This window comes from Campylobacter concisus (genome assembly GCF_003048595.2).
GTDB lineage: Bacteria > Campylobacterota > Campylobacteria > Campylobacterales > Campylobacteraceae > Campylobacter_A > Campylobacter_A concisus_L.
Map to the genome: position 1 here is coordinate 1,841,566 of NZ_CP049270.1, position 23,741 is coordinate 1,865,306.

Sequence of the window (23,741 nt, forward strand, 5' to 3'; positions counted from 1 at the left end):
TAGCCTCTTTGCTTTTGTAAAAATATAAAAATTTCTTCATTTTTTAAGGATACTAAATGCAACAAGATTTCTATTTTTATGCTGCCATATTTTTAGGACTACTATTTTTGATTGCGATATTTGTCATCTATTCATTTAATAGAGACAAACTCGAGCTAAAAAGAAATTTGGCGCAAAAAGAGCAAGAAAATTTTGAAATTTCATCAAATCTAACAAATTTAGTATCTAAAAATAGTGAAAATATGCAGCTAATCAGTGAGCAAAAAGCAAGACTTATGTCAAATCACGAGCGAATAGACGAGCTCATCAGTGAGATCGATGCGCTAAAAACCAAAATAGCACAAAAAGACGAAGCCGAAGATGCGATGGAGCGCGTGATAAATGAGCTTAAAGAGAGTATCGGTACAGCAAATGAAAGGGCCAAGAATAACGAGGCAAATTTCACTGCAACTCTAGCCGAGCTAAATCAAAATAAAAATGCTTTAGCTGAAGCAAATGAGAGAGAAAATAGATTAAAACGTGATATGGCTGTACTTAGAAATGAAATAGAAGCAAAAGAAAATAGCCTAAAAGAGCAAGAAGCAAATTTATTAAAAGTAAAAAATGAGTTAAATTTGGAATTTTCTAATCTTGCAAATAAAATATTTGAAGAAAAAAGTGCAAATTTCACGCAAAATAGCCAAAATTCTTTAGATCTTTTATTAAAGCCACTAAAGGAGCAAATTTCAACCTTTCAAGAGCGCGTAAATGCAGTCCATGACGAGTCAGTTAAAGGCATGAGCGCGCTAGGAACGCAGATTAAGCACATAAGTGAAATTGGTATCTCAATGTCAAAAGAGGCAAACTCACTAGCCACTGCACTAAAAGGTAGCAATAAAACACTTGGGAACTGGGGTGAAATACAGCTTGAACGCACATTTGAGGCTTCTGGACTTGTGAAAGATGAGCATTACTTGACACAACAAAATTTCAAAAATGAAGAAGGCAAACGTCTTATTCCTGATTTTATAGTAAAGATACCAGATGGCAAACACCTAATAGTTGATTCTAAAGTCTCACTTATAGCTTACGAAAAGGCTATCACAGCCAGCAACGAAGAGGAGCTAAATTTAGCATTGAAAGAGCATATTGCTTCTATGAAAAATCACACAGATAGCTTAAATAGTAAAAATTACGGTGAGATCGTACCTGATAGCCCTGATTTTGTATTGATGTTTATACCAATTGAGCCAGCATATATCGAGGCTATGAAATTTGATAGTTCACTTTTTGACTATGCATTTCAAAAGCGCGTAATACTAGTATCTCACACTACGCTTATGCCTATTCTTCGCACAGTGGCAAATTTATGGCGCATAGAGCGTGGCAATGAAGAGGCCAAAAATATCGTAAAGAGTGCGATTAAAATTTATGATAAAGTCCGCAATGTGGCCGAGCACATGAATAGGCTTAGCAATACACTAAATACTGCAAATAAACATTTTAACGCCCTTGCATCAAGTTTTAGTGGTAGAGATGGTCTTGTTAGTAGGCTTGAAAATTTTAAACGCTTGTCTCCAGACGATCAAAAAGATATAGAAGTAAAAGAGATCGGCGTAAATAACGAATTAGAAAAAGAGGATTAGGATATGGCTAGAAAAACTAGCCATAAAAATTTATTTTAAAAGACCTTGTTTTTTCATTTGATCCATTACTTGAGCAAACATCTCTTTAGCTTGTTTGCAAGTAGCGTCTTGTTGCTCTTTTGGTAAAGAAGCTAGTTGATCCATTGATTGTTTCTTTTGATCCTCATACATTTTTACTTGTTGCTCTTGACCAGCTTGTTTGTAAGCTTCGACCATTTTGTCGATGTCTGAGAAGTAAGACTTGCAAGTATCTGTAAGATCTGCAGCGTTTAGGCTTAGTGCAAAGCCAAGAGTAGCTAAAACTAAAAGTGATTTTTTCATCTCTTTCTCCTTGTGAAAATTTAAGGAGATTATATAACTTTTTTATTTTAAATAGATTTAAATTTATTAAATTTAGCCAAGACAAGCGCCTTGGCTATTTTGGCTTTTTAGCCTAAGAATTCGCGCTTGAAATACTCTTTTGGAGCTTTGCAAAGTGGGCAAGCGCCTGGAGCTTTTTTGCCTCTGTGAACGTGTCCGCACACCTCGCAAACCCAGATATCCTCTTCGTCGCTCTCAAAAAAGCCCTCTTCATCAAGCATCTTTTTAAGCTCTAGATACTCCCTCTCATGCTCTACTTCAACCTTGCCGATCGCGTTAAATAGCCTCTCAACATCTCTTAGCTCTTCTTCTTTTGCGATCTTTGCAAAGTCTGGATACATCGTCGTATGCTCGTAGTTTTCGCCAGCTGCAGCATCAAGTAAATTTTTATCCATCTTATCGATCGGATCGTTCATCATCTCGTGATATTTCTTAAATTCAGCCCTTGCGTGCCATTTTTCGTTTTCAGCTGCTTCGTAAAAGTGTCTAGCTATCGCGTGATAGCCTGCTTCTTTAGCTAGGTCGCCGTAAAGCTCATACTTGTTTCTAGCTTGTGACTCGCCAGCAAATGCCTTCATTAAATTTACCGCTGTTAAATTTTCAGTCACGCACTTCATCTCTTCGCCGCAACAGGTTAGTGTACCGCCGCCAACCTTTTGCACCTCGATCTCGTTGCCGCATTTTTCGCATTTGTATGTTTCGTACTGTCTCATTTTGACTCCTATTTTGATAAATTTTGAGTGGATTATAACCAAATAATTAAAATAAGTAAATAATAATTTTTATTGATAACGTATATTATTATTTTATTTTTTACATAAAATTTGTGTGAGTTTTGTTACAAATGGAGATACTAGCAAAAGCACAGGATACGCCACTACAAAGGCTTTTACATAAGCAGTTAGCCAAATTTTTACAAAGCCATCAACAAAGCCAAGATTTAAATATGTCAGCACAAATGACATAAAAAACGCCATAAATGCTGACATTATAAACGCAAAAACATATTTATAAAATTTCGCCGGTATCATGAAATTTTGCTTATCATCTCCTCTACTCTTTTTGCGTGATCAAGCGCCTTTTGCCTCATCAAAGCAAGCTTTGCCTCATCGTGCCTACTCTGATACGATAGCCCTCCGCTATAAACATATCCTGCAAACTCCATCCCACAAGTATTTGCTAGAGCCTTAAGTGGCAGCAAAAATTCCTCTATCTCATAGCGCTGAAGCGCTTCTTTTTTATAAAGCTCCTCAGGCGCGCCAGAAGTAAATGAAAGCACCAGCTTTTTGCCCCGTAGCTTATCTCCCTTGCTGCCATGAGAGAAGCCATGAACCAGCACATCTTCAAACCACTTTTGTAAAAGCGATGGCACGCCGTACCAGAAAAATGGATAAACAAGCACGATCACATCAGCCTTTACCAGCTTTTCTTGCTCGGCTTTTACATCGATCACGTAGTTTTTATAAAGCTCGCTTAGTATGTCAAATTTAGCCTCTGGTAAGTGCTTTTTTAGCTCGCCCAAGATTATCTTATTTGCAAAGGAATTTTCAAGGTCGGTATGACCTGATACAACTAAAATTTCACTCATTTTCTCTCCTTAAATTGACTTCTTTAAATTTATTTGCAAACAAAGCTACTAGCCTTGCTCGCGTCACCGCCCACGTATGTAGCCACCTTTGGATACGCACACACTAGAAATTCCTTGTCAGCATAGCTCTTGCTCTTAGCTAGCATACTCTTTGGCGCTTCGCCCCTTCATTCCACACCGTATCTATCATCTCGTTGTTTAAAATTTTCACATCTTTTAAGCTCTCGTATCCTGTCTTATCAATGATAAAAGCCGTGCTACACAAGTACTAGTGCGTAAAAAGTGAAATTTTATTCATAAAATCCCCTAAAATTTTACCTTACTAAACGAGATCTCATTTCTTAGACCAAAGCCGTCAAATTCATCTATTAGCCCAGCTCGCTCTTTAGCATAAGCTTTGTAGTTTTCGCTATGGCGGTAGCTCTCAAAGCTAGCCTCATCTTTGTAAATTTCAACCATCACCCACTTGTTAGGTGCGTCCTTTAGGCTAAATGTAAACTGGACAAATGAGCCATCATCTACGCTTTTTTGCATATATTTTTTCACTAGCTTTTCAAATTTCGCATCGCTTTTTGCCAAAAGGCTTAAATTTGTAATGTGAAAGTAGGCATCTTTTAGCCTCTCTGGCGTTAAATTTTTTGAAAATGCCGCCCGCTTTTTCAGGCTGATAGCCTTTTTGCTAGCCAAAATCTCAGCGCTCGTACTTGTAAATTTCTTAAAATGCGCCGAGTTTATATACTTTTTATAAGCCGCCTCATCCTCGTAAAACTCAAGCATGTAAAATAGCTCCGGCTTACTCTTTGCGCTCATGAAAAATATCGCCTGCGTGCCTGGCTCACTCTTTGAGCTAAGGATATTTTCCCTGCCAAGCTCTTTTAGCAAAGTCTTATTATTTGGTGTCGCTAGTAGCTCATAAAAGCCCACTTTCGCCTCTGCGCTAAAGGCAAAAGTTGCCAAAAATACTAATAAAAATAGCTTTTTTATCATCAAAACTCCTATAAATTTATCTTTCTACCACTCTTTTAATCCAAGCAAAAAGCTCATCAAGGTCGTAGTCACCGCCATGCCCTTGCCCCCAGGCTGCTTCAAAATCAACCTCTTTGCCAGCATTTTTAAGCGAGAGTGCGAGCATAGCAGGCACAGCAAGGGCTAGGTCTGTGTCGTTTGTGCCCTGCCTTATGCGGTAGAATTTCGCTGCGTTTTTGTTTGCGGTGTAGTTCATCGCATTCATCATTTTTATGATCTTCTCATCAGCCATCTCGCCCACGCTACGCTCTTTTGCAAATTTAGTAAAGTGCTTTGCAGGCGTTTTACTATCACCAAAAAGGTCGTTTTCAGCATTTTCAAGAGCAAGGCCGTCAAAGGCGACTACTGCTTTGGCACGTTTTAGTGAGGCAATGAAGTCATCAAATTTGACCACATATCCAAGCTCGCAGCCCTGCGTGTCAAGGGTGATAAATTTAGGCGTGAGCGTGCTTTTATCGCTGCTTTTTGTAGCGGTAAATGCCCTTTGTAGCAGTGAGTTTATATACTCTTTGAAGCTACCATCGCCATTTTCATCAAGGCTTAGCGCGTGGCCTTTGGCGTCTTTTAAATTTAGCGAGTTTAGATAGGCTGGAAATTTGGCTTTTAGCTCACGTGAGAGCTCTTTTTGCGTGGCGTTTAGCTCGCCTGATATCGTCTTTGGCTTTTTGCCCCTGTCGTTAAAACTAGCTGCGTCAAAGTTTGAAAAGTCTATCCTTTCAAATTTATCCAAATCCCCAAACATCCACTCGTAAGCCTCGTCCTCACGCTCTAAATTTGTCACAGGGCAGTAGGCTGAAGCGGCGTAAATTTGATCATCCGCCTTTGCAGCTCCTAGCTCTTTAAGATATGGCTCATACTCTTTTGCCCCTGCGCTAACGCCCAGAAGTGCTGACATCGCGCCGCCTGTGCTCGTGCCGTTTGATATGATCTTATTTGTGTCGCCTGGCATAAATTTGTCGTTAAATTTAAGATATCTAACAGCCGCTTTTAGATCGACTATCGCAGCTGGCGCTTTGCCGATAAATTTCTCGCCATCTTTTAGCGTCCTGCCTCTAGCGCCAACGCTCGCCACGATGTAGCCTCTAAGAAGCGCCTCAAGGGTGGCATTTGGCTTTTCGTTTTTAATTTCTGGCTTTTGAGGCATTGCGCTCATATAGCCACCAATAGCATTTGGCATAAAAATAGCTGCCTTTTGGTCGCTAAATTTACCCTCTGGCACATAAAAATTTAGCACCTGATAGTCACTAACTGGCTTTGCCACATAGACTATGCCCTCATAAGCTCTAAATTTAAGTATCCTATCGCCAACTTGCACGCTTTTTAGCTCAAACTTGGTCTCGTCAAATTTAAGTTCATTTCCAAAGCAAGCACCTACTAAACAAACCCCTAAAATAGCAACTCTAACGCCTTTCATGATCTGCCTTTTTATTTTGTCCTACTTTTTTGCTTTACTAGCCTTGGCGTAGGCTACCAGGGCTTTAGCGCCTAGTTATCTTTTGGTTCGTATTTGATCGCGTAGTCAAATTTTGGCTTGCTTAGGCTAAACTCAAAGCTATCTCTATCGACCGCGCCAACGCAGCAGTGGCTATCATAAAGACGAAGCAAAAACTCCGCCATCTGCTCGCTCGTGTGATACTTTTTAAACGCCTTGTCGTAGTCGTAGCTCTCTTTGCTAGTTGCCACCATGCCAAATTCTGTCTTTGTGGCAGCTGGGGCCAGCACTTTTGCCTGCATTTTCGCCTGCTTATCCTGCGCTAGCTCGTGGTAAAGTCCCTCGCTAAAGGCACTTACGAAAAATTTGCTAGCACAGTATGTGACGGCGTTTGGCACGATCTTGTAGCCGCCTATTGAGGAGATGTTTATAAGCTGCGTATCTTTGTCTTTATATTTTTTCGTAAAGAGCGTTGAGAGCGTGACAAGTGAGATGATGTTTAAATTTATCATCTGCGTGATTTTTTCTAAATTTTGCTCGCCGACCTTGTTATAATCGCCAAAGCCAGCGTTGTTTATAAGCGCTTTTAGCTCAAATTTTTCTAAATTACGCCAAAGAGAAAGGGCATTTTCTTGCTTTGAAAGATCACAAAGCTCTATAACCACATCGACACCCGAAAATTTAGCTATCTCGCTTTTTAGCTCTTCTAAAAGCTCGCCACGTCTTGCAATAAGGATCAAATTCTCCCCGCGCCTTGCAAATGCTTTTGCCACGGCCGCTCCTATGCCTGAGCTTGCTCCAGTGATGGCGATGTATCTTTTCACTTAGCATACTCCATAGGGCTATAAATTTTGACACCCTCGCTGTGGTCATCTTGCGCTACTTGCACGATCACTTTAGCGATATCAGCTGCTCTCATCGGACGATACTCGTCAAAAAAGCCTTTTGGGATAAATTTAAACGCCTTTATCGCTAGATACTCGCCAAGTCTAAATTCCTTTCTCTCAGCCTCGATAAGTGGCAGTCTGGCGATATGAAATGAGCTATAGCCAAGCTCTTTTATCTTTGCTTCTGCTTGACCTTTTGCCTTTAGGTAAAACGAGCCTGACTTTCTGCTAGCACCTGCGGCTGAAAGTAAAACAAAGCGTTTTGCCCCGCACTCTAAGCCAAATTTAGCGAAATTTATCGGATATGTCACATCGACTTTGTAAAACTGCTCTTTGTGCTTTGCCACTTTCATCGTCGTGCCAAGTGCGCAAAAGACATCATCAGCGATAAATGGCACCTCATCTTTTAGCTCGTCAAAATTTATTACTTTTACTTCAAGCTTTTCGTGAGTAAATTCTAGCTCATGCCTAGCAAGGGCAATAACCTTACTATAATGCTCGCTCACGCATAAATTTTTTAAAATCTCACTTCCCAAAGCACCGCTAGCTCCAGCTATAAGGGCGATCTTTTTCATATCTTTCCTTTATAAAATTTAGATAAATTCTATCTCGCTAAGGCAAAAATTTCACTTATGGCCTCTTTTGTATAAATTTGCTCCAAGCCCCTACCCTTGGCATAGTCATAAACTAGTGCCATTATCTCGTCTAAATTTGTCTCATCAACGCCGATTTCAATAAGGCTTGTTGGCGTGCTGATCTTGCTAAACCACTCTTTTAGCCTCTCTATGCCTGCGTCTGCGTCATCCACGCCAAAAATTTCTTTGCCAAAACGCTTAAATGCCTCTAAATTTCTACTCTTATACCACTTCATCCAAGCTGGCATCACCACACTTAGCCCAGCCCCGTGCGCGCAATCAACCACCGCACCTATGGCGTGCTCGATCATGTGATTTGGATAAGAGTAGCCAGCTGTGCCAACGTAAGTTAAGCCATTTAGCGCCATCGTAGCAGCCCAGGCAAACTCGCTTCTAGCGGCGTAGTTTTCTGGCTCTTTTAGCAAAATTTCAGTCGTTTTCATAACGGTTTTTATATTTGCTTCGATGTATAAATTTATGATCTCAGGCTGAATGCTCGCCGTAAAGTAGCCCTCGATGCTGTGAGCGATGATGTCTGAGGCTGAATAGACCAAGTACTCCTTGCTAACGCTTGCTTGAAGAAGCGGATTTATCACTGAAACTTTTGGGTAAAGACAAGCGCCGTGCATGGCAAATTTCTCTTTTGTGGCTTCGTTTGTGACGACTGAGCCGCCGTTCATCTCTGAGCCAGTTGCTGCAAGCGTTATGATGTCAAAGATCATAAGTGCTTCGCTTGGATCTTTGCCGGTAAAAAAGTCCCAAACGTCGCCGTTATATTTAACTCCAGCGGCCACAGCCTTTGCCGTGTCAAGCACTGAACCACCACCTATTGCTAGCACGCTATCGACACCTTGCTTTTTAGCTAAATTTATAGCCTCATTTACCTTGCTTAGCACTGGGTTTGACTTCACACCGCCTATCTTGCAAAACTCGATACCATTTGCACTTAGACTCTTTGCTGCGACATCAAAAAGGCCATTTTTTATAATCCTATCGCTACCATAGATGATAAGCGTCTTTTTAACGCCAAATTCTTTCATATATCTGCCGATATTTTGCTCTTTGTCTTTGCCAAATTCTATTTTTGTAGGGTTTAAAAAGCTAAAATTTTGCATAGTTTCTCCTTATTAGTTTTAATGATTATAGTTTTGCAAAGCAAAAATTTTTGTTAAAAATAATGAGTAGAAATTTAAAAATTTCTTAGTTTGATAGGAAGTTTTGAGATGATTTTTTTAGGATCAAAGCTACTTTTAGCATCAACTAAATTTCCAAAATTTTCACCTGTGCTAAGAAATTTTTGCAAATAATAATTGCCTCTATATCCAAGGCCATAAAGAATTTCAGACATCAAAGAAATATCTGCTTCATCTAAAAAATCTGCATGCACGGTTGTTCTTACTTCAAAATCAAAATTTATCTCAAGCAGATATTTTAGTGTGCTAATAAATTTTTCATATAAATTTGAGCCAGTTATGCCCGTAAATTTCTCTTTTGGCGCTTTAAAATCAAGTGCGATATAGTCGATCAGCCCTTCGCCTATCGCCTCTTTTAAAATCTCAATATGAGAGCCATTTGTATCGACCTTTAGACAAAAATTTCTTGACTTAACCTCTCTTGCAAGTTTTAAAAACAAAGGATTTGCCGTGCATTCGCCACCGCTAAAGACGATGCCATTTAGCTTACCTATGCGGCGATCTAAAAAGTTACAAACCTCAGCCATTTCTATATTGCCATTTGAATTTACAACTTCTATATTGTAGCAATACACGCATCGCATATTACAGCCTGCAAACCAAACTACCGCAGCCACTTTGTCTGGATAATCAAGCGTAGTAAATGGCGTTATACTAAAGACTTTATGCAAATTTATGGACCTTTTGAGATTTAAAAGGCACAGAAGATTGTGCCTTTTTTATTTGAGTTTTTGTATTTTTTATTGGCTGCGGTGATTATCTTTTGCAGCAACTTGCGTATTCATCAAATTTAATACGCTCTTTATGCTCACCTTTTTTACCAAGGTTAAAGCTCTCAACTGGGCGATGATAACCCATAACACGAGTATAGACTACGCATTTTGTGCGTTTGTCTTGTACTTTTTCTAAAATTTCTTTTTCTGTCATTTCCTCTCCTTATTTGGAATTGTTTTTCTCTTTTTCTATTAATTCTGCATCGCAAAGCGGACAAAATTCATGTTCTCCAGCAATGTAGCCATGTTTTGAACAAACGCTAAATACAGGCGTTATAGTGATATATGGAAGCTTATAATTTGAGATTATGCTCTTTACAAGCTCCTTGCAAGCTTTAGGTGAGCTGATCCTTTCTTTCATATAAAGGTGAAATACTGTGCCACCAGTATATGAAGTCTGAAGATCATCTTGCAAATCAAGTGCCTCGTAAGCATCATCTGTAAAATTTGCTGGAAGCTGGGTTGAGTTTGTATAGTAAATATTCTCCCCGCCACCTGCTTGGATGATGTCTGGATAGCGCTTTTTATCCTCTTTAGCAAAGCGGTAAGTTGTGCCTTCAGCTGGAGTCGCCTCAAGGTTGTATAAATTTCCAGTCTCTTCTTGAAATGTCCTTATCTTATCGCGCAAAAACTCAACCATCTCAATAGCAAAATCACGTCCAAATTTTGTTGAGATATTCTCTTTATCATTTGTGAAATTTCTAAGAAGCTCGTTCATGCCATTTATACCGATCGTGCTAAAGTGGTTATTAAAGTGCTTTAGATATCTAGCTGTATAAGGATAAAGCCCTCTATCATACATCTCTTGGATAAATTTACGCTTCTTTTCAAGTGTCGATTTAGCAAGCTCCAAAAGATAGCTAAGCCTGTTATAAAGTGCGACTTTATCGCCTTTGTAATTGTATCCCAAGCGAGCCAAATTTATAGTCACAACTCCGATCGAGCCTGTCATCTCAGCACTACCAAAAAGACCACCACCTCGTTTTAAAAGCTCTCTTAGATCAAGCTGCAAACGGCAACACATAGAGCGAACATGTCCTGGTTTGTAGGCTTTTTCGTTTTCTATCTTGTTGCCATTTTCGTCATAAGTATATTGTGAGCCGATAAAATTTTGAAAGTAGCTTGAGCCCATTTTGGCGGTGTTTTCAAAGAGCACATCCGCCACTTCACTATCCCAGTCAAAATCCTCTGTAATATTTACCGTTGGTATCGGAAATGTAAAAGGCTGCGAGCACTTGTCACCAGCTGTTAAAACCTCGTAAAATGCCTTATCTATGCGTGCCATCTCAGGCTCGAAGTCCTTGTAGGTCATATCAATCAAATTTTTTCTGCCACGCTCATTTGCTTTTTTCAAAATTTTCTCGTCTTTTACGTTTGTAAAAAGGTGTATATCATCACTCGTTGGGATCTGATCTCTTAGGTCGCTTGGGCAAGTGATGTCTATTGTTACGTTTGTAAATGGACTTTGTCCCCAGCGTGCAGGCACATTTAAATTAAAAATAAAGCTAGTGATCGCCTTTTTGATCTCAGCGTCACTTAGATCATCTTTAAAAACGTAAGGCGCAAGATAGGTGTCAAAGCTAGAAAACGCCTGAGCGCCGGCCCACTCGCTTTGCAAAATTCCTAAGAAATTTGCCATTTGATAAAGTGCTTCTCTAAAATGCTTTGGAGCTTTGCTCTCAACTCTGCCACGAACGCCGTTAAAGCCCTCGTTTAGTAAAGCTCTTAGGCTCCAGCCAGCACAATATCCTGTAAGGCAGTCAAGGTCGTGGATATGGTAGTCGCCATTTCTGTGAGCTAGGCCCTCTTCTTTGCTATAAACAGCGTCTAGCCAATAGTTTGCTATGACTTTACCGGCGGTATTATTGATGAGTCCCGCATTTGAGTAGCTTGTGTTTGAGTTTGCAGAAATTCTCCAATCAGTGCCGTTTATATACTCATTTATCGTTTGAGTTGAATTTATGTAAGTCGTATCGTCATTTAGGCCTAAAATTTGCTCACGCTGAAGCTTATGCGTGTGGCGGTAGAGCATAAAGCTTTTTAAAACGTCAAAATATCCGCTATTAAATAGCTCTTTTTCGATCGCATCTTGGATGTCTTCGACTGTTATCGCGCTTGATTTTTGAAAGATATCTTGGACAACATTTGTAAAAACTTTCTCATCATAAGCTAAATTTTCGCTAGCAAATGCTTTTTTTATCGCATCTACTATCTTATATGCTACAAATTCTTGTCTTGTGCCATCTCGTTTTAAAATTTCACGCATCGCCCACTCTTTCCGATTTTTTAATATGGAGTTTTAAAGTATAGGACAAGAAAGCTTAAACAATAGACAACTATTTTATTTTGTTTAATAATATTTATCAAAAAATATAAAATTTTATGAAGTTTTCTTAAAGGATAAATTTACGTTATTTAAGTATTTTAAATTAATTTTTGATTATTTTACTTAAATAATTATTTTAGTTTTACTTTTTAAAATAGTATATTTAAATTTTTCTTTCATATAGATCTTTATTTAATTTATGTCAATACTCGCCGGTTTTCAATAAAGGAGTTTAAATGAAAAAATCACAACCCTCGCTCTAGGTCTACTTTTGGCTGGCTATACAGCATCAAACGGCGTAAAATCACCCGAAGATGGCATGATGAAAAGCTTTGCAAAGTGCGCCTTAAAATCAGATAGCACAGTCATTATGCTAGTACCAAGTCGTGGCTTTCTTGCTGACACGATAGCTAGCGCAACAACCAGTGTTTCAAACAATGACGGAGGCTTTTATAACAATCTAACAGCTGAAATGCAAAAGGGCGTAAATGCCTTTGTGATCTACGGCGAAAGCGGCATGAAAACGGAGTCACTTATGGCAAATGTCTTTACAAGGCTAAAAGAGCATAATGTAAATGGCATGCAGTTTTGCATATCAGCAGGACTAGAAAATAGCGAGAAGCTAAGCAAGCTAGCAGATGAACTTGGTATAAAATTAAGCTTTGTGACACTTCCTTAAATTTATAAATTATAAATTTAATAGACAATTTAAAAATTTAAGAGAGAAATTTCTCTCTTAAATTTACCTACTGACAACCCTCGCATTCGATCGAGCGGTCAGCTACGTCGTTTAGTTTTTCGCTGTCAGGCGACTCTGAGCGTAGATAATAAGTCGATTTTAGTCCGAGCTCCCATGCAAGCGTGTAAATTTCACTTAGATATCCGCCGCTTGCCTTATCTAGGCTCATAAATATATTTAGACTTTGACCTTGATCGATCCATTTTTGGCGGATCGCACCTGCTTTTATAAGAATTCTTTGATCAAGCTCGTAAGCTGGCGTGTAAAACTGCCAAGTATCTGGGCTTAAATTTGGCACGACATTTGGGATCATGCCACTTAAGTTGTGCTCAAACCACTTGCGTTTATAGACTGGCTCGATAGTCTGAGTGGTTCCAACTAGGATCGAGATCGAGCTAGTTGGAGCGATGGCCATTAGGTAGCCGTTTCTCATGCCGTCACGCTTGACCTTCTCTCTTAGCTTGTCCCAGTCGCAGACATTTTCGTCAAATAGCCCGCCTTTGTCGTTTAAAAGAACCTTTGCGTTCTCGTTTGCAGTGTCTATCGGCATGATGCCTTTACTCCATTTTGAGCCTTCAAATTTTGGATAGATGCCCTTTTCTACGGCTAAATTTGAGCTAGCGTAGATCGCGTTGTAGCTTATGTTTTCCATTATGCTATCTATCAGCGCCAAATGCTCATAGCTGCCCCATTTTACGTTTTTCTCGGCTAGCATTTGCGCCTCACCCATGACACCAAGGCCGATCGAGCGAGAAGCTAGGTTTGTGTGTTTTACCTTTTTGTGTGGGTAGAAATTTAGGTCTATAACGTTATCAAGCATCCTGATGGCTATCGGCACGACACGCTCGATGTCCTCTTTGCTGTTTATCTTGCTTAAATTTATACTTGCAAGGTTGCAAACTGCCGTTTTGCCCTCGATGCTCTCTTTTTCTACGATAAAAATTTGCTTGCCTTTTAGGCTATCAAGCGCGCTAAGCTTTTTGGCCTTTTTAGTTATGCCACTATCGACAGTGACGTCTTCTTCTTCGTCAAATAGCTCCTCACCACCATCTTCGTAAGTGATCTTGATCTTATAGTAGTTTGGCGCTGTGTTTTGGAAAATTTCAGTACATAAATTTGAGCTTCTGATGATGCCCTCGTGGTCGTTTGGATTTGCCTTGTTGGCATTGTCTTTAAAGCACAAAAATGGCATGCCAGTTTCAAAATAGCTAGTTAAAATTTTCTTCCAAAGCTCTTTTGCAAGGATGGTATTTTTCTGGATATTTTCGTCGCTTTCATACTCCAAGTATCTCTTCTCAAACTCCTCGCCGTAAAGGTCGCAAAGATCACTTACTTGAGCTGGGTCAAAAAGACTCCAGCGGCCATTTTCTTTGACACGCTTCATAAATAGATCGTTTATCCAAAGCGCAGGGAAAAGCTCATGTGCACGGCGTCTCTCTTCGCCTGAATTTTTACGAAGATCAAGAAAATCACTCACGTCCATGTGCCAAGGCTCGATATAAACAGCGATCGCACCCTTTCTAGTGCCTAGCTGATCGACCGCTACTGCGATGTCGTTTGTCACTTTTAAAAATGGGATGATACCGCCAGCTGCGTTTTTGTGTCCGTCGATACTGCCGCCCATCGCACGCACCTTGCTCCAGTCCCAGCCGATACCGCCGCCAAATTTTGAAAGTAATGCCATCTCTTTGTAGCTATCAAAAATTCCCTCGATATTATCAGGCGTACTGCCTACGTAACAGCTGCTTAGCTGGTGACGCGTCGTACGGGCATTTGAGAGCGTCGGAGTGGCTAGCATCACTTCAAATTTAGATATAAGGTCGTAAAATTTCTTCGCCCAGCCTTGGCTGTCTAGCTCGTTTTGCGCAAGAAACATCGCTATCGCCATAAACATGTGCTGCGGTAGCTCGATCGGCATACCATTCTTATCTTTGATGAGGTAGCGATCATAAAGCGTTTTGATACCAAGGTATGCAAACTGGAGGTCACGCTCAGGCTTAATGTAGGCGTTTAGATCCTCTAGGTCGTACTTCTCTTTTAACCCAGGGATGATGCGGCCTACTTTTTCGCCTTTTACTAGGTAGTCTTTTAGGTGGTTGTAGCCGTTAAAGCCGGTCACTTTGTGATAAAGGTCGAACAAAAATAGTCTCGCAGCGACAAATGTCCAATTTGGGCGATCGATGTCGATCTTATCAACTGCTGTTTTTATAAGAGTTTGCTGAATTTCCTCAGTCGTTATCATATCTCTAAACTGAATTTTTGCATCTACCTCGAGCTCGCTAAGGCTTACATTGTTAAGCCCTAGAACCGCTTCGTTCGTGTATTTTTTGATCTTGCTGATATCAAGCTCTTCTGTTCTGCCATTACGTTTTACTACTTTCAAAAATATCTCTCCGTGTTAAATTTTAATTTGGGATTTTATCTAAAAGGAGATAAAAACTCTCTTTGTTAAAAAAGTGCTCTTAAATATAAAATTTGACTCAAAAAATAATATTTTATATTTTAAAAATTAAAAAATTTGATCTTATTTTAAAATGATTGCAAAAATTTTTGAAGCGATGTCTTGAAGCAAGAAGCATAAATTTGCTTCTTGCATTTAAATTACTTACCAAAGACTCTGGCAAAAATTTTGTCTACGTTTTTGGTGTAGTAGTTGTAGTCAAAGCACTCTTTGATCTCATCTTTGCTAAGGCTCTTAGTTAGGTCTTCGTCGTTTAGCAAATTTTGCAAAAATAGGCTGTGACCTTGCTCATCGATCGCTTTTTTGCCCTCTTGCAAGTCTGCCCAGACCTTCATAGCATTGCGCTGAACGATCTTATAGGCGTCCTCTCTAGAGATTCCACGCTGTGGTAGCTGTAAAAGCACGCGCTGAGAAAATACCAGGCCACCTGTCAAATTTAAATTTTTCATCATATTTTCTGGATAGACGACTAGATTTGCTATTAAATTTTTGATACGAACCAGCATAAAATCAGCCGTGATAAACATATCTGGCAGGATAAATCTCTCAACCGAGCTATGGCTGATGTCGCGCTCGTGCCAAAGGGCGACGTTTTCAAGCGCTGGCGTGACGTATGAGCGTAGCACCCTGCAAAGACCGGTGATGTTTTCACTAAGAACTGGATTGCGTTTGTGTGGCATAGCGCTTGAGCCCTTTTGTCCTGGGCTAAAGTACTCCTCCGCCTCATAAACCTCTGTCCTTTGATAGTGTCTGACGGCGACTGCGATCTTCTCACAAGTAGAGGCTAAAACTGCGATAGCACTTACCACATGAGCGTAGCGGTCGCGCTGGATCACTTGATTTGACGCTGGTGCGGCTTTAAGGCCGAGCTCAACGCATGTTAGCTCTTCAAATTCCATTGGAGCGTGGGCTAAATTTCCCATAGCACCTGAGAGCTTGCCGTAACTGATCGTATCTTTTGCATCTTTGATGAGCTTTAGCGCCCTTGCAATCTCATCGTACCAGATGGCAAGCACAAGGCCAAAAGTTATCGGCTCGCCGTGGATGCCGTGACTTCTACCGACCATAAGCGTATGCTTGTGCTCGATTGCTCTGTTTTTAACCGCCTGCATGAACTCCTCTACGTCGCTGATGATGAGCTCTAGGCTCTCTTTCATCTGAAGTGCGACGGCTGTATCGATGCAGTCGCTTGAGGTCATGCCGTAGTGCACGAACCTGCTCTCATCGCCAAGGCTCTCGCTGACGCTTGTTAAAAATGCGATGACGTCGTGCTTTGTCGTCTTTTCTATCTCGTCGATGCGAGCCACTTCAAAATTAGCGTTTTTGCAAATTTTCTCACAGTCGCTGTCGCTTATAAAGCCAAGCTTATTCCAAGCTTTAACAGCAGCTTTTTCTACCTTGAGCCAAGCGTCGTATTTTGCTTGTATGCTCCACTTTTCAGCCATCTCTTTGCGTGAGTATCTTTCGACCATTGTTGAACCTTTTTGTATCAGTTTTCTTTATCATAAAAGTAAATTTCAGCCTTGAAAGCTAAAAATCACATCGTATAATTTTATAAAATTTAAGTTTGGATTATATAAAATCCGTGCTGAAATGTCGGTTATATACTTATAAATTTGTGCTTAAGATAGCTCACTTGTTTAAAGGATCATTTTTGCCCTATGTAAATAAATTTATCGCTACTTCAGATCATCAAAAAGCTTACGAAATTTTGTTGCGAAGTGGTTTTAACATGAGCCAAACCCAGCGCCTTATAGATAAAGGTAGGCTGATATGTGACGGTAGTGTCGTGAGTGAGAAAAATGCCATTTTGTGTGGTAATGTTTTTTTGATCGACTATGAGGCGGAGCCAAAGGGACTAAAACCGATCTTTGAGTGTGAGAGCTTTGCCGTATTTGATAAGCCAAGTGGAGTGCTAAGCCACCCAAATGGCAGACACTGCGACTACTCACTAAATGATGAAATTTACACACTTTTTGGACGAAATGCGAGCGTGGCACATAGGCTAGACTTTGAGACAAGCGGCTTGATAGTCGTGGGCAAAGATAGAAATTCTACGACTAAACTAAAGAAAATTTTTGAAAATAGAGAGATTTCTAAAAGCTACGTCGCGATGGTACAAGGCAAGATCGAGCGAGAAATTACGATCGATGCCAAAATGGATCTAGCAAATAACTACGACGATGTGAAAATGAGGATGCAAATTTGTGAAAATGGCAAGAGTGCTATGACTAAAATTTTACCGATCAGATATTTTGACGATATCGATACGACTTTACTTCGGGCTATTCCTCTCACTGGCAGGCAGCATCAAATTCGCTTGCATTTGTTTCATGTGAAACACAAGATACTTGGCGAACCACTTTATGGTTTATCACGTCCGCAGATCGAGAAAATTTTAGATAAAGAGATAAGCGAGCGTGAACGGATAAATTTAACTGGAGCAAAAAGGCTCTTACTCCACTCAGATGAAATTTCTTTTAAATTTGATGAAATTTTTTATAACATAAAAAGTAAATTTGACGCTGAAAGCGAATTTCATAGGTATGCAAAAGAGAGTTTACTTTAGTCCAAAATTTTTTAATAAATTTCTATTTCTCATAAACCTTTACCTACATTTTGCCAAAGTTTATTGCTTTTAGATATCACAATAATAATTTTGTAGTTTATATAATTAATGCTCCACTTTATTTCTTTATGAGAGCTAGATTTTTTCTTAATATTAAGGCTTAAAATTTATGCCTATCTTTTTCATCTTTTAAAACTTTTAAAATAAGCCCCAATCCGAGTAAAACCACAACAGCAACAAAGACTATTTCGGCTATATCAAGTACACTCATTTTAACTCACACTGGCTTTACTATTATCTTCAAGCGACTGTGTTTTTAAATTTTTATCACTGACAATAGCTTTAAATTTTGCATTTTCATTACGTTGTTTTAACTGCCCACAAGCCGCACTTATGTCAAGGCCTTTACTCTGTCTGATCGTGCAAGTAACACCGTGATCTCTTAGATATTCTTGAAATTTTAGCATGCTGGTAAGCTCAGGTCGTCCAAATTCACTGCCCTCATGTGGATTAAAATATATAAGATTTACCTTCGCTTTTATGCCATGAAGTAATTTTACCAACTTTTTAGCATCACTCACGCTATCGTTTAAATCCTTGATAACAAGGTATTCAAACATCACACGCTTGCGCATATCGATAGGAAATCCCCTAACAGCATCCATAACAGCCTCGATATTATAAGCCTTATTTATCGGCATCAGGCGACTTCTAAGTTCATTAGTAACAGCATGAAGCGATATGGCCAATAACACACCAAGATCCATCTCGCCAAGCTTTTTTATCTGGCTACCAAGGCCACTAGTTGAAACGGTTTGACGACGTGGCGATATGGCTAGACCCTCGTTAAGAGCTAAAATTTTGATCGCTTTACTAACGTTAGTAAGATTATCGAGTGGCTCACCCATACCCATATAAACGACATTTATACGTCTTTCATAAGGTATTTTATTTTCTCTTTTTATCCATAAAATTTGCCCTACAATCTCGCCTGCAGTCAAATTTCTAACAAGCCCGCCCTTTGCTGTTAGACAAAAAGCACAGCCCATTTTACAGCCAACCTGCGAACTAACACAAATCGTATAACGAGCATGGCGACTGATCTTTCCATTCTCATCACTTATCTCCTCTTTCATCGGTAGCAAAACACTCTCTATCTTTAGCCCATCTTTTAGCTCAAAAAGATACTTGATCGAACCATCACTACTTTGTTCAAATTTTACACATTTTAAAGGATCGATATAAAATTTCTCAGCCAGATCTTGACGCATATCTTTAGGTAAATTCAGCATCTGGCTAAATTCGGTTGCATTTTTTTTATATATCCACTCGTAGATTTGTGTTGCTCTAAATGGTGGAGAAACTAACTCTTTTAGCTCATCGATACTAAGATCAAGCAAATTTATCACATATTTTCCTTTATATATTTTGTTAGAATTTTCTTGGCCTCTGCGTGATTTTTTACAAAATCAGCATGTGCATCTTTATTACAAAAATTTGTCGCTACGAAAATTCCATAAGCTGGAATTTTAAAAATTTGAGCTACTTTTAGAACAGAAAAAAACTCCATATTTTCTAAAAAATAGCCTTTTTCAAATATCTTATGAGCCAAATTTTTGTCTGTCGTTATGAAATTTGACGAATTTATTTTGATAGTTCCACGTGAAACAATAGAAGAAATTTCACACTCAATTGGTGAATAAGATCTATTTTCTACGCTAGAAATTTCAATATTTGCCCCAACCGAACTTTCATAAATTTGTAAAATTTCACCATCTTTATAAAGACCAGCTGAGCCAACGAAAACTATCTTTTCTGGCATCTGATATAAATTTCGTTCAGGATTTTTTGACAAATTTTGGCTTAGATTTTGTAGCTCTGGATTTGATGAGTTTGCAAATTTAGCTTCAATCTTTGCAAGATAGTGCGGATCGATATTTTTTAAATTTATACCCTTTTCATCCGCTCCAATACATGCTCGTTTCTGTAAAAATTTTGTCAAATTTATCGCCATATCGACTAGCCCCACGCCCATCGGCAAGGCAAAGTCAAAAATTTCGTTTTTTCCAGCTGAGATAACTAGCATCAAAGCCTGACCTCAATACTATTTGTCTTGAGATACTCTTTTAGCTTTTTTATCTCGATCTCACCGAAGTGAAAGATCGAAGCTGCTAAGCATGCATCAGCCCCGGCTTCAAAAGCCTCTTTAAAGTGCTCAATCTTACCTGCACCGCCACTTGCGATAGTTGGTATGGAAAGCGTGCTAAATACCTTTGTTAGCTCAAGGTTAAAACCTTGTTTGACACCGTCATTGTCCATAGAGGTTAGCAATATCTCCCCTGCTCCACGCGACTCAACTTCTTTTGCCCAAGCAAATGCATCTTTTTTAGTATCGATCCTGCCGCCATTTATAAAAACACTATAACCATTCTCGATCTTTTTAGCATCGATCGCTACTACAACACATTGCGAGCCAAATTTATTAGCTGCCTCATCAATCAAATTTGGATCTTTTATCGCCGATGAGTTTAGGCTCACTTTGTCGCAGCCAGCATTTAAAAGGCGTGATATATCATCTAACGTGCGTATACCACCACCAACTGTTAGTGGGATAAAAAGCTTACTTGCGACCTTTTTTACGACATCAACTATCGTATCACGCCCAAGATGAGAGGCAGTGATATCCAAAAAGCAAAGCTCATCAGCACCCTCATCATTGTATCTTTTAGCTATCTCAACAGGATCTCCAGCATCGACAAGCCCTACGAAATTTACGCCTTTTACGACTCTGCCATCTTTTACATCAAGGCATGGGATTATACGTTTTGCAAAATGATTCAAATTTGTCCTTTATCTATTTTTCTAGCTGCTACCTCAAAATATGGCAAATTAGACCAATTTTCTCGGTTACCAACTATATAAATAACCTCTTTTGCTCTTGTTAGTGTTACATTTAGTAAATTTGGCGTACTAGCAGCCCATGCTCTAGCACCTTTTGTAGCACCTCCAAGGACAAAGATAACAACATCAGCTTCTTTGCCTTGCATGGTGTGAATAGTACCGGCCCCTTTTAAATTTTTACAAACATCTTTAAAAGGCGTTATTATTTTAACACTATCTTTTAGCTTGGCTAGCTTACCATCTAAAAGCTCTTTAACGATCATGCCTTCGGCTTTATTATAGTTACCTATCCATTCATCACTACTAACATCAATCCATTCTGTTTTGATATTAGGATCACTAAGTTTACTTTCACTATTTCTACCAAGTATCATCATATCATCATATGTTGTCTCGTTTGAAATTTTAAACATAGGGTTAGCGCACCTTCTATGAACGATAAGTGGTGAACCAACCCAAATGGACTTACCCTCTCCTTTTATATATGTACCAATATTTTGTACTTTATCGGCTCGAAGTTGAACTGATGATTTTAGTAGATTAAACTCATCCTTTGCATCACAGTAGCGTAAAATAGCGTTATTTAAAGCTGGTGGTAATGTTACAACAGGCTCAAGTTGAAGTGGATCACCAACTACAACAGCCATGTTTGAACGAAGCAGTGCACCTAATGCGTTAGTTAAATTTGCCTGCCCTGCTTCATCTATTAAGAGCAAGCCTATATCACCATTTAGTAGCTCTTTAAAGGTATTATTAAAAGATGCGAAAGTAGAACTAACAACTGGCGTTAGTAAAAATAATCCTTTTATTATTTCACGTCTATATTTAGCCTCAAGCCCGTTTTTCTCAGCCATCTTTTCATCATTAAATATAACGCTAAGAGCTCGTAAATTTGTTCTAACAGCTTCTTTGCAAGCAAAGATAGTGGCTTTATGCAAATTAAGCGCTTCTTTAAAAAGCTTGATTCTTGCGTTAAAAAGCTTCGTCTTGTGGGATTTTCCATCAAGATCACGCTCCATCATAAATGGCATACTCTTTTGTATTTCTTCATTACTCTGGTTAAAACTACCATTTAAAAAGCTATCAAGCTCTTCGCTTCTACCAATTAATTTTTGACGTCTAACAAAGTCATCATTAAGCTTGTTTAGATGGTCTATCTTGGTGTTAAGTTCTAAAATTTTCTCTTCAAGCTGAGTTATTTGAGCTTTTAGTTCGTTTAATTTTGCTTCATTCTTCTCTTTATTTTCACTATTTTGCTTGCTTGCTTTCAAATTTTGCTCAGCTATTTGGCGATTTATCTCACTAACTTTTTGCGCTTCATTGTTATATTTTTCAAAAGCTTGTGTCCTTAAAATTTGCTGGAAAATAAAAAATGATGGCTTTATAGGCGCACTTAGATACTCTTGTAAAATTTCATTTTGTCCAATAAACTTTGTTAGCTCGTTAGCTTCCGTAGCCTTTTGCTCTAGCTCATTTTTGCTCAAATCCAGTTCATCTATTAGTGGCTTTAAAAGCTCGTCTATTTGCCTTGCTGAATTATAGTTATCAAGTCTTTTATCGATATTTATAAGCTCGCTATTTATACTTTTTAGCTCCTCTTCTTTGATCCTGATCTCACTAAAAAGTAGATTTACTTCATGTAGGGCTTGATTAAATTTCTCCTTTGCCTCGTCGTAATCATCAATTTCTTCGCCAGTAGCCAAGTATTTGCCAAGCCCCATTAAAAAGCCATCTTTTTCTATAAATTCTTTAAATTCTTTTGAAATATCTTCAAACTGACTATGTGTTTTTTCGATCTTTACGCCATTAATCGCGTTAAAAACAAAATTTGACTTATTTTGCTTTGAGCCAAGAGGTATGCAAAAAAGCCCCCATGCAGGTTTTGAGATAAAAGATTTTTCTCCAAAATTTGTCTTTTCATCGGCCGAGAGAAGCCTTGTAGCTATAAATTTAAAATAATCAATCTCGCCTGCGTAACTACCGATGCTTTTTAGTTGGCTAAGCTCTTTACTTAAAATTTCAACCGCACCGTTATTACAAGAGCTAACAACCATCTCATAGCCCTGAAGTTCTTTATTTAGAGTAAAATAAAGCACCTTATCGCTACTATCTCGAACTGGTGCAAAGATATCATGTCTACTCATTTGTGCGAGCTTCATCGCTCTAAGCGTAACAACTTCAGCCATTACGTCTTTTAAAAGCGTTGTTTTGCCAGTGCCTGGAGCACCATTTACGCTATAAATTCCACCACTTTTTTCTTTAAATTTTTTAATGATGTTATTAACAGCAATTTGCTGCGAGAAATTTAAAGCAAAGTCGCTAGCAAAGGCCGATCTTGGATACTCTTCTGCTTTAAAAAAATCTCTAACAAGCCTTTTATTTTGCTCATCTCTTACATCAAGTCTTTCAAATTTATTCTCACTGTCCTCGTCCAAAAACTGATCCGTTAGCTCGTGCGTCCTACCTGACTCGTAAAATTTGATGAGTAAATTTATATCATCTATAAAAAAGCTATTTAAAAGGCTATCATTTTCTTTAAAATTTGGATTTATGATCTTTATTTCAAGCCTTAAGAAATCATTACAAAATGGAGTTTTAAGCGCACTTTTTAGCTCATCGTTTATAAGCTTTATATATTTGCCAAATTCCATTTTTTCTTTATGGATAGATAGCTTGTCTTTTATACGCTCACACTCTTTGCTAAAGTCACTTTGACTTATCTCTTTTAGATGATTTAGGCGGGCCATTGCCCAAGGAGCTGTTGAGATGAAAAGATCATCAGACGAGTTTGGTGTAAAAAACGGAGTTAAATCATCATCTAAATTTATATCTTTTAAAGTAAAATTTTGCTCATTTTTGCAAAATACTAGATCGCCTGAAAGCTTAAATTTATAACAAAACGCCTTTTCAAAGCTGGTTTGCTCAGAGCGCAGCTCGTCTAAAATTTGCTCTTTTTGAAATTTCACCTTTGCTAGCTTTGATATCGCAAGGGCAAGTAAGTCAGTTTCAAAAATGCCACCATAAATTGAAATTTCTATACCATTTTTTAAAAGCGAGCTATCAAATGCCCTTAAAATTTGTAGAAATTTCTCATCAAAATTTGTAATGTCAAGGTCTATTGATTTTTTAAATTTGGTATTTGTCTTTTTTGGCTCGTCTAAGGTTTTTGGCTCTAAATATTGTGATAATAAAAAGTATTTTAAGGTATTTGCCCTACTCAAATTTG

Annotated in this window: 20 protein-coding genes and 1 pseudogene; 3 read left to right on the plus strand and 18 right to left on the minus strand. The window is 38.7% G+C overall.

The window, feature by feature from the left end:
* The first annotated feature begins 56 nt into the window (after positions 1-56).
* Entirely contained in the window at positions 57-1,625 is a 1,569-nt protein-coding gene (rmuC, locus tag CVT15_RS09545) for a DNA recombination protein RmuC (RefSeq protein WP_103577174.1), read from the plus strand.
* Positions 1,626-1,655: 30 nt separating this feature from the next.
* On the opposite strand, the gene CVT15_RS09550 is transcribed toward rmuC, so the two are convergent.
* The 12 genes and pseudogenes from CVT15_RS09550 to CVT15_RS09610 form a co-directional block, all read right to left on the minus strand.
* Positions 1,656-1,946, minus strand: a complete 291-nt coding sequence (locus CVT15_RS09550; protein WP_002940734.1) for a DUF5339 domain-containing protein — start codon at positions 1,944-1,946, stop codon at positions 1,656-1,658.
* Positions 1,947-2,053: 107 nt separating this feature from the next.
* Positions 2,054-2,698 (minus strand): ferritin family protein, encoded by a 645-nt coding sequence (locus CVT15_RS09555; protein ID WP_002940712.1) that lies wholly within the window; start codon positions 2,696-2,698, stop codon positions 2,054-2,056.
* Positions 2,699-2,791: 93 nt separating this feature from the next.
* Positions 2,792-2,974 (minus strand): DUF2798 domain-containing protein, encoded by a 183-nt coding sequence (locus CVT15_RS09560; RefSeq protein WP_316343201.1) that lies wholly within the window; start codon positions 2,972-2,974, stop codon positions 2,792-2,794.
* Between the two features lie 38 nt (positions 2,975-3,012).
* A complete protein-coding gene (locus tag CVT15_RS09565) occupies positions 3,013-3,573 on the minus strand; it encodes an NAD(P)H-dependent oxidoreductase (protein ID WP_103577172.1) in 561 nt (186 codons plus the stop codon).
* A 139-nt stretch (positions 3,574-3,712) separates the two neighbouring features.
* Positions 3,713-3,838: a hypothetical protein gene (locus tag CVT15_RS10200; protein ID WP_258033312.1), complete on the minus strand. Its 126-nt coding sequence runs from the start codon at positions 3,836-3,838 to the stop codon at positions 3,713-3,715.
* Positions 3,839-3,879: 41 nt separating this feature from the next.
* Complete coding sequence (locus tag CVT15_RS09575; protein WP_107898107.1) at positions 3,880-4,560, minus strand: putative quinol monooxygenase; 681 nt, start codon at positions 4,558-4,560, stop codon at positions 3,880-3,882.
* Between the two features lie 16 nt (positions 4,561-4,576).
* Positions 4,577-6,013 carry a subtype B tannase gene (locus CVT15_RS09580; RefSeq protein ID WP_103577170.1) on the minus strand — a complete coding sequence of 479 codons (1,437 nt, stop codon included), beginning with the start codon at positions 6,011-6,013 and terminating at the stop codon, positions 4,577-4,579.
* Positions 6,014-6,084: 71 nt separating this feature from the next.
* Positions 6,085-6,855, minus strand: a complete 771-nt coding sequence (locus CVT15_RS09585; RefSeq protein WP_103577169.1) for an SDR family NAD(P)-dependent oxidoreductase — start codon at positions 6,853-6,855, stop codon at positions 6,085-6,087.
* The gene (locus CVT15_RS09590; protein ID WP_103577168.1) at positions 6,852-7,493 is read right to left on the minus strand and encodes an NAD(P)H-binding protein; all 642 of its coding nucleotides are present in this window, start codon (positions 7,491-7,493) and stop codon (positions 6,852-6,854) included. Before CVT15_RS09590 ends, CVT15_RS09585 begins: the two co-directional genes overlap by 4 nt.
* 29 nt (positions 7,494-7,522) lie before the next feature.
* Complete coding sequence (locus CVT15_RS09595) at positions 7,523-8,668, minus strand: iron-containing alcohol dehydrogenase (protein ID WP_103577167.1); 1,146 nt, start codon at positions 8,666-8,668, stop codon at positions 7,523-7,525.
* A 74-nt stretch (positions 8,669-8,742) separates the two neighbouring features.
* The gene (locus CVT15_RS09600; protein ID WP_107898108.1) at positions 8,743-9,417 is read right to left on the minus strand and encodes an anaerobic ribonucleoside-triphosphate reductase activating protein; all 675 of its coding nucleotides are present in this window, start codon (positions 9,415-9,417) and stop codon (positions 8,743-8,745) included.
* 85 nt (positions 9,418-9,502) lie between these two features.
* Positions 9,503-11,785 (minus strand): annotated as a pseudogene (locus CVT15_RS09610) (ribonucleoside triphosphate reductase).
* Positions 11,786-12,116: 331 nt separating this feature from the next.
* On the opposite strand from CVT15_RS09610, the gene CVT15_RS09615 reads away from it, so the two are divergent.
* Positions 12,117-12,524 carry a hypothetical protein gene (locus CVT15_RS09615; RefSeq protein WP_087586535.1) on the plus strand — a complete coding sequence of 136 codons (408 nt, stop codon included), beginning with the start codon at positions 12,117-12,119 and terminating at the stop codon, positions 12,522-12,524.
* A gap of 67 nt (positions 12,525-12,591) precedes the next feature.
* Here CVT15_RS09615 and CVT15_RS09620 read toward each other — a convergent pair whose 3' ends face one another.
* The gene (locus tag CVT15_RS09620; protein ID WP_103577164.1) at positions 12,592-14,967 is read right to left on the minus strand and encodes a ribonucleoside-diphosphate reductase subunit alpha; all 2,376 of its coding nucleotides are present in this window, start codon (positions 14,965-14,967) and stop codon (positions 12,592-12,594) included.
* A 218-nt stretch (positions 14,968-15,185) separates the two neighbouring features.
* Positions 15,186-16,517, minus strand: a complete 1,332-nt coding sequence (purB, locus tag CVT15_RS09625; protein WP_103576764.1) for an adenylosuccinate lyase — start codon at positions 16,515-16,517, stop codon at positions 15,186-15,188.
* Positions 16,518-16,699: 182 nt separating this feature from the next.
* On the opposite strand from purB, the gene CVT15_RS09630 reads away from it, so the two are divergent.
* Positions 16,700-17,614 (plus strand): pseudouridine synthase family protein, encoded by a 915-nt coding sequence (locus CVT15_RS09630; protein WP_087586525.1) that lies wholly within the window; start codon positions 16,700-16,702, stop codon positions 17,612-17,614.
* Positions 17,615-17,886: 272 nt separating this feature from the next.
* Here CVT15_RS09630 and rlmN read toward each other — a convergent pair whose 3' ends face one another.
* From rlmN to CVT15_RS09650, 4 genes are read right to left on the minus strand one after another with little or no spacing between them, the layout of a single operon-like run.
* The gene (gene rlmN / locus CVT15_RS09635) at positions 17,887-19,023 is read right to left on the minus strand and encodes a 23S rRNA (adenine(2503)-C(2))-methyltransferase RlmN (protein WP_107898109.1); all 1,137 of its coding nucleotides are present in this window, start codon (positions 19,021-19,023) and stop codon (positions 17,887-17,889) included.
* Positions 19,020-19,700, minus strand: coding sequence for a purine-nucleoside phosphorylase (locus CVT15_RS09640; protein WP_107898110.1), 681 nt, complete (start codon positions 19,698-19,700; stop codon positions 19,020-19,022). The genes rlmN and CVT15_RS09640 overlap by 4 nt, the downstream gene beginning before the upstream one ends.
* Positions 19,700-20,455 carry an imidazole glycerol phosphate synthase subunit HisF gene (gene hisF / locus CVT15_RS09645; RefSeq protein WP_103576766.1) on the minus strand — a complete coding sequence of 252 codons (756 nt, stop codon included), beginning with the start codon at positions 20,453-20,455 and terminating at the stop codon, positions 19,700-19,702. Before hisF ends, CVT15_RS09640 begins: the two co-directional genes overlap by 1 nt.
* The gene (locus CVT15_RS09650; RefSeq protein ID WP_103576767.1) at positions 20,452-23,736 is read right to left on the minus strand and encodes a DEAD/DEAH box helicase; all 3,285 of its coding nucleotides are present in this window, start codon (positions 23,734-23,736) and stop codon (positions 20,452-20,454) included. The genes hisF and CVT15_RS09650 overlap by 4 nt, the downstream gene beginning before the upstream one ends.
* Between the last annotated feature and the right edge of the window lie 5 nt (positions 23,737-23,741).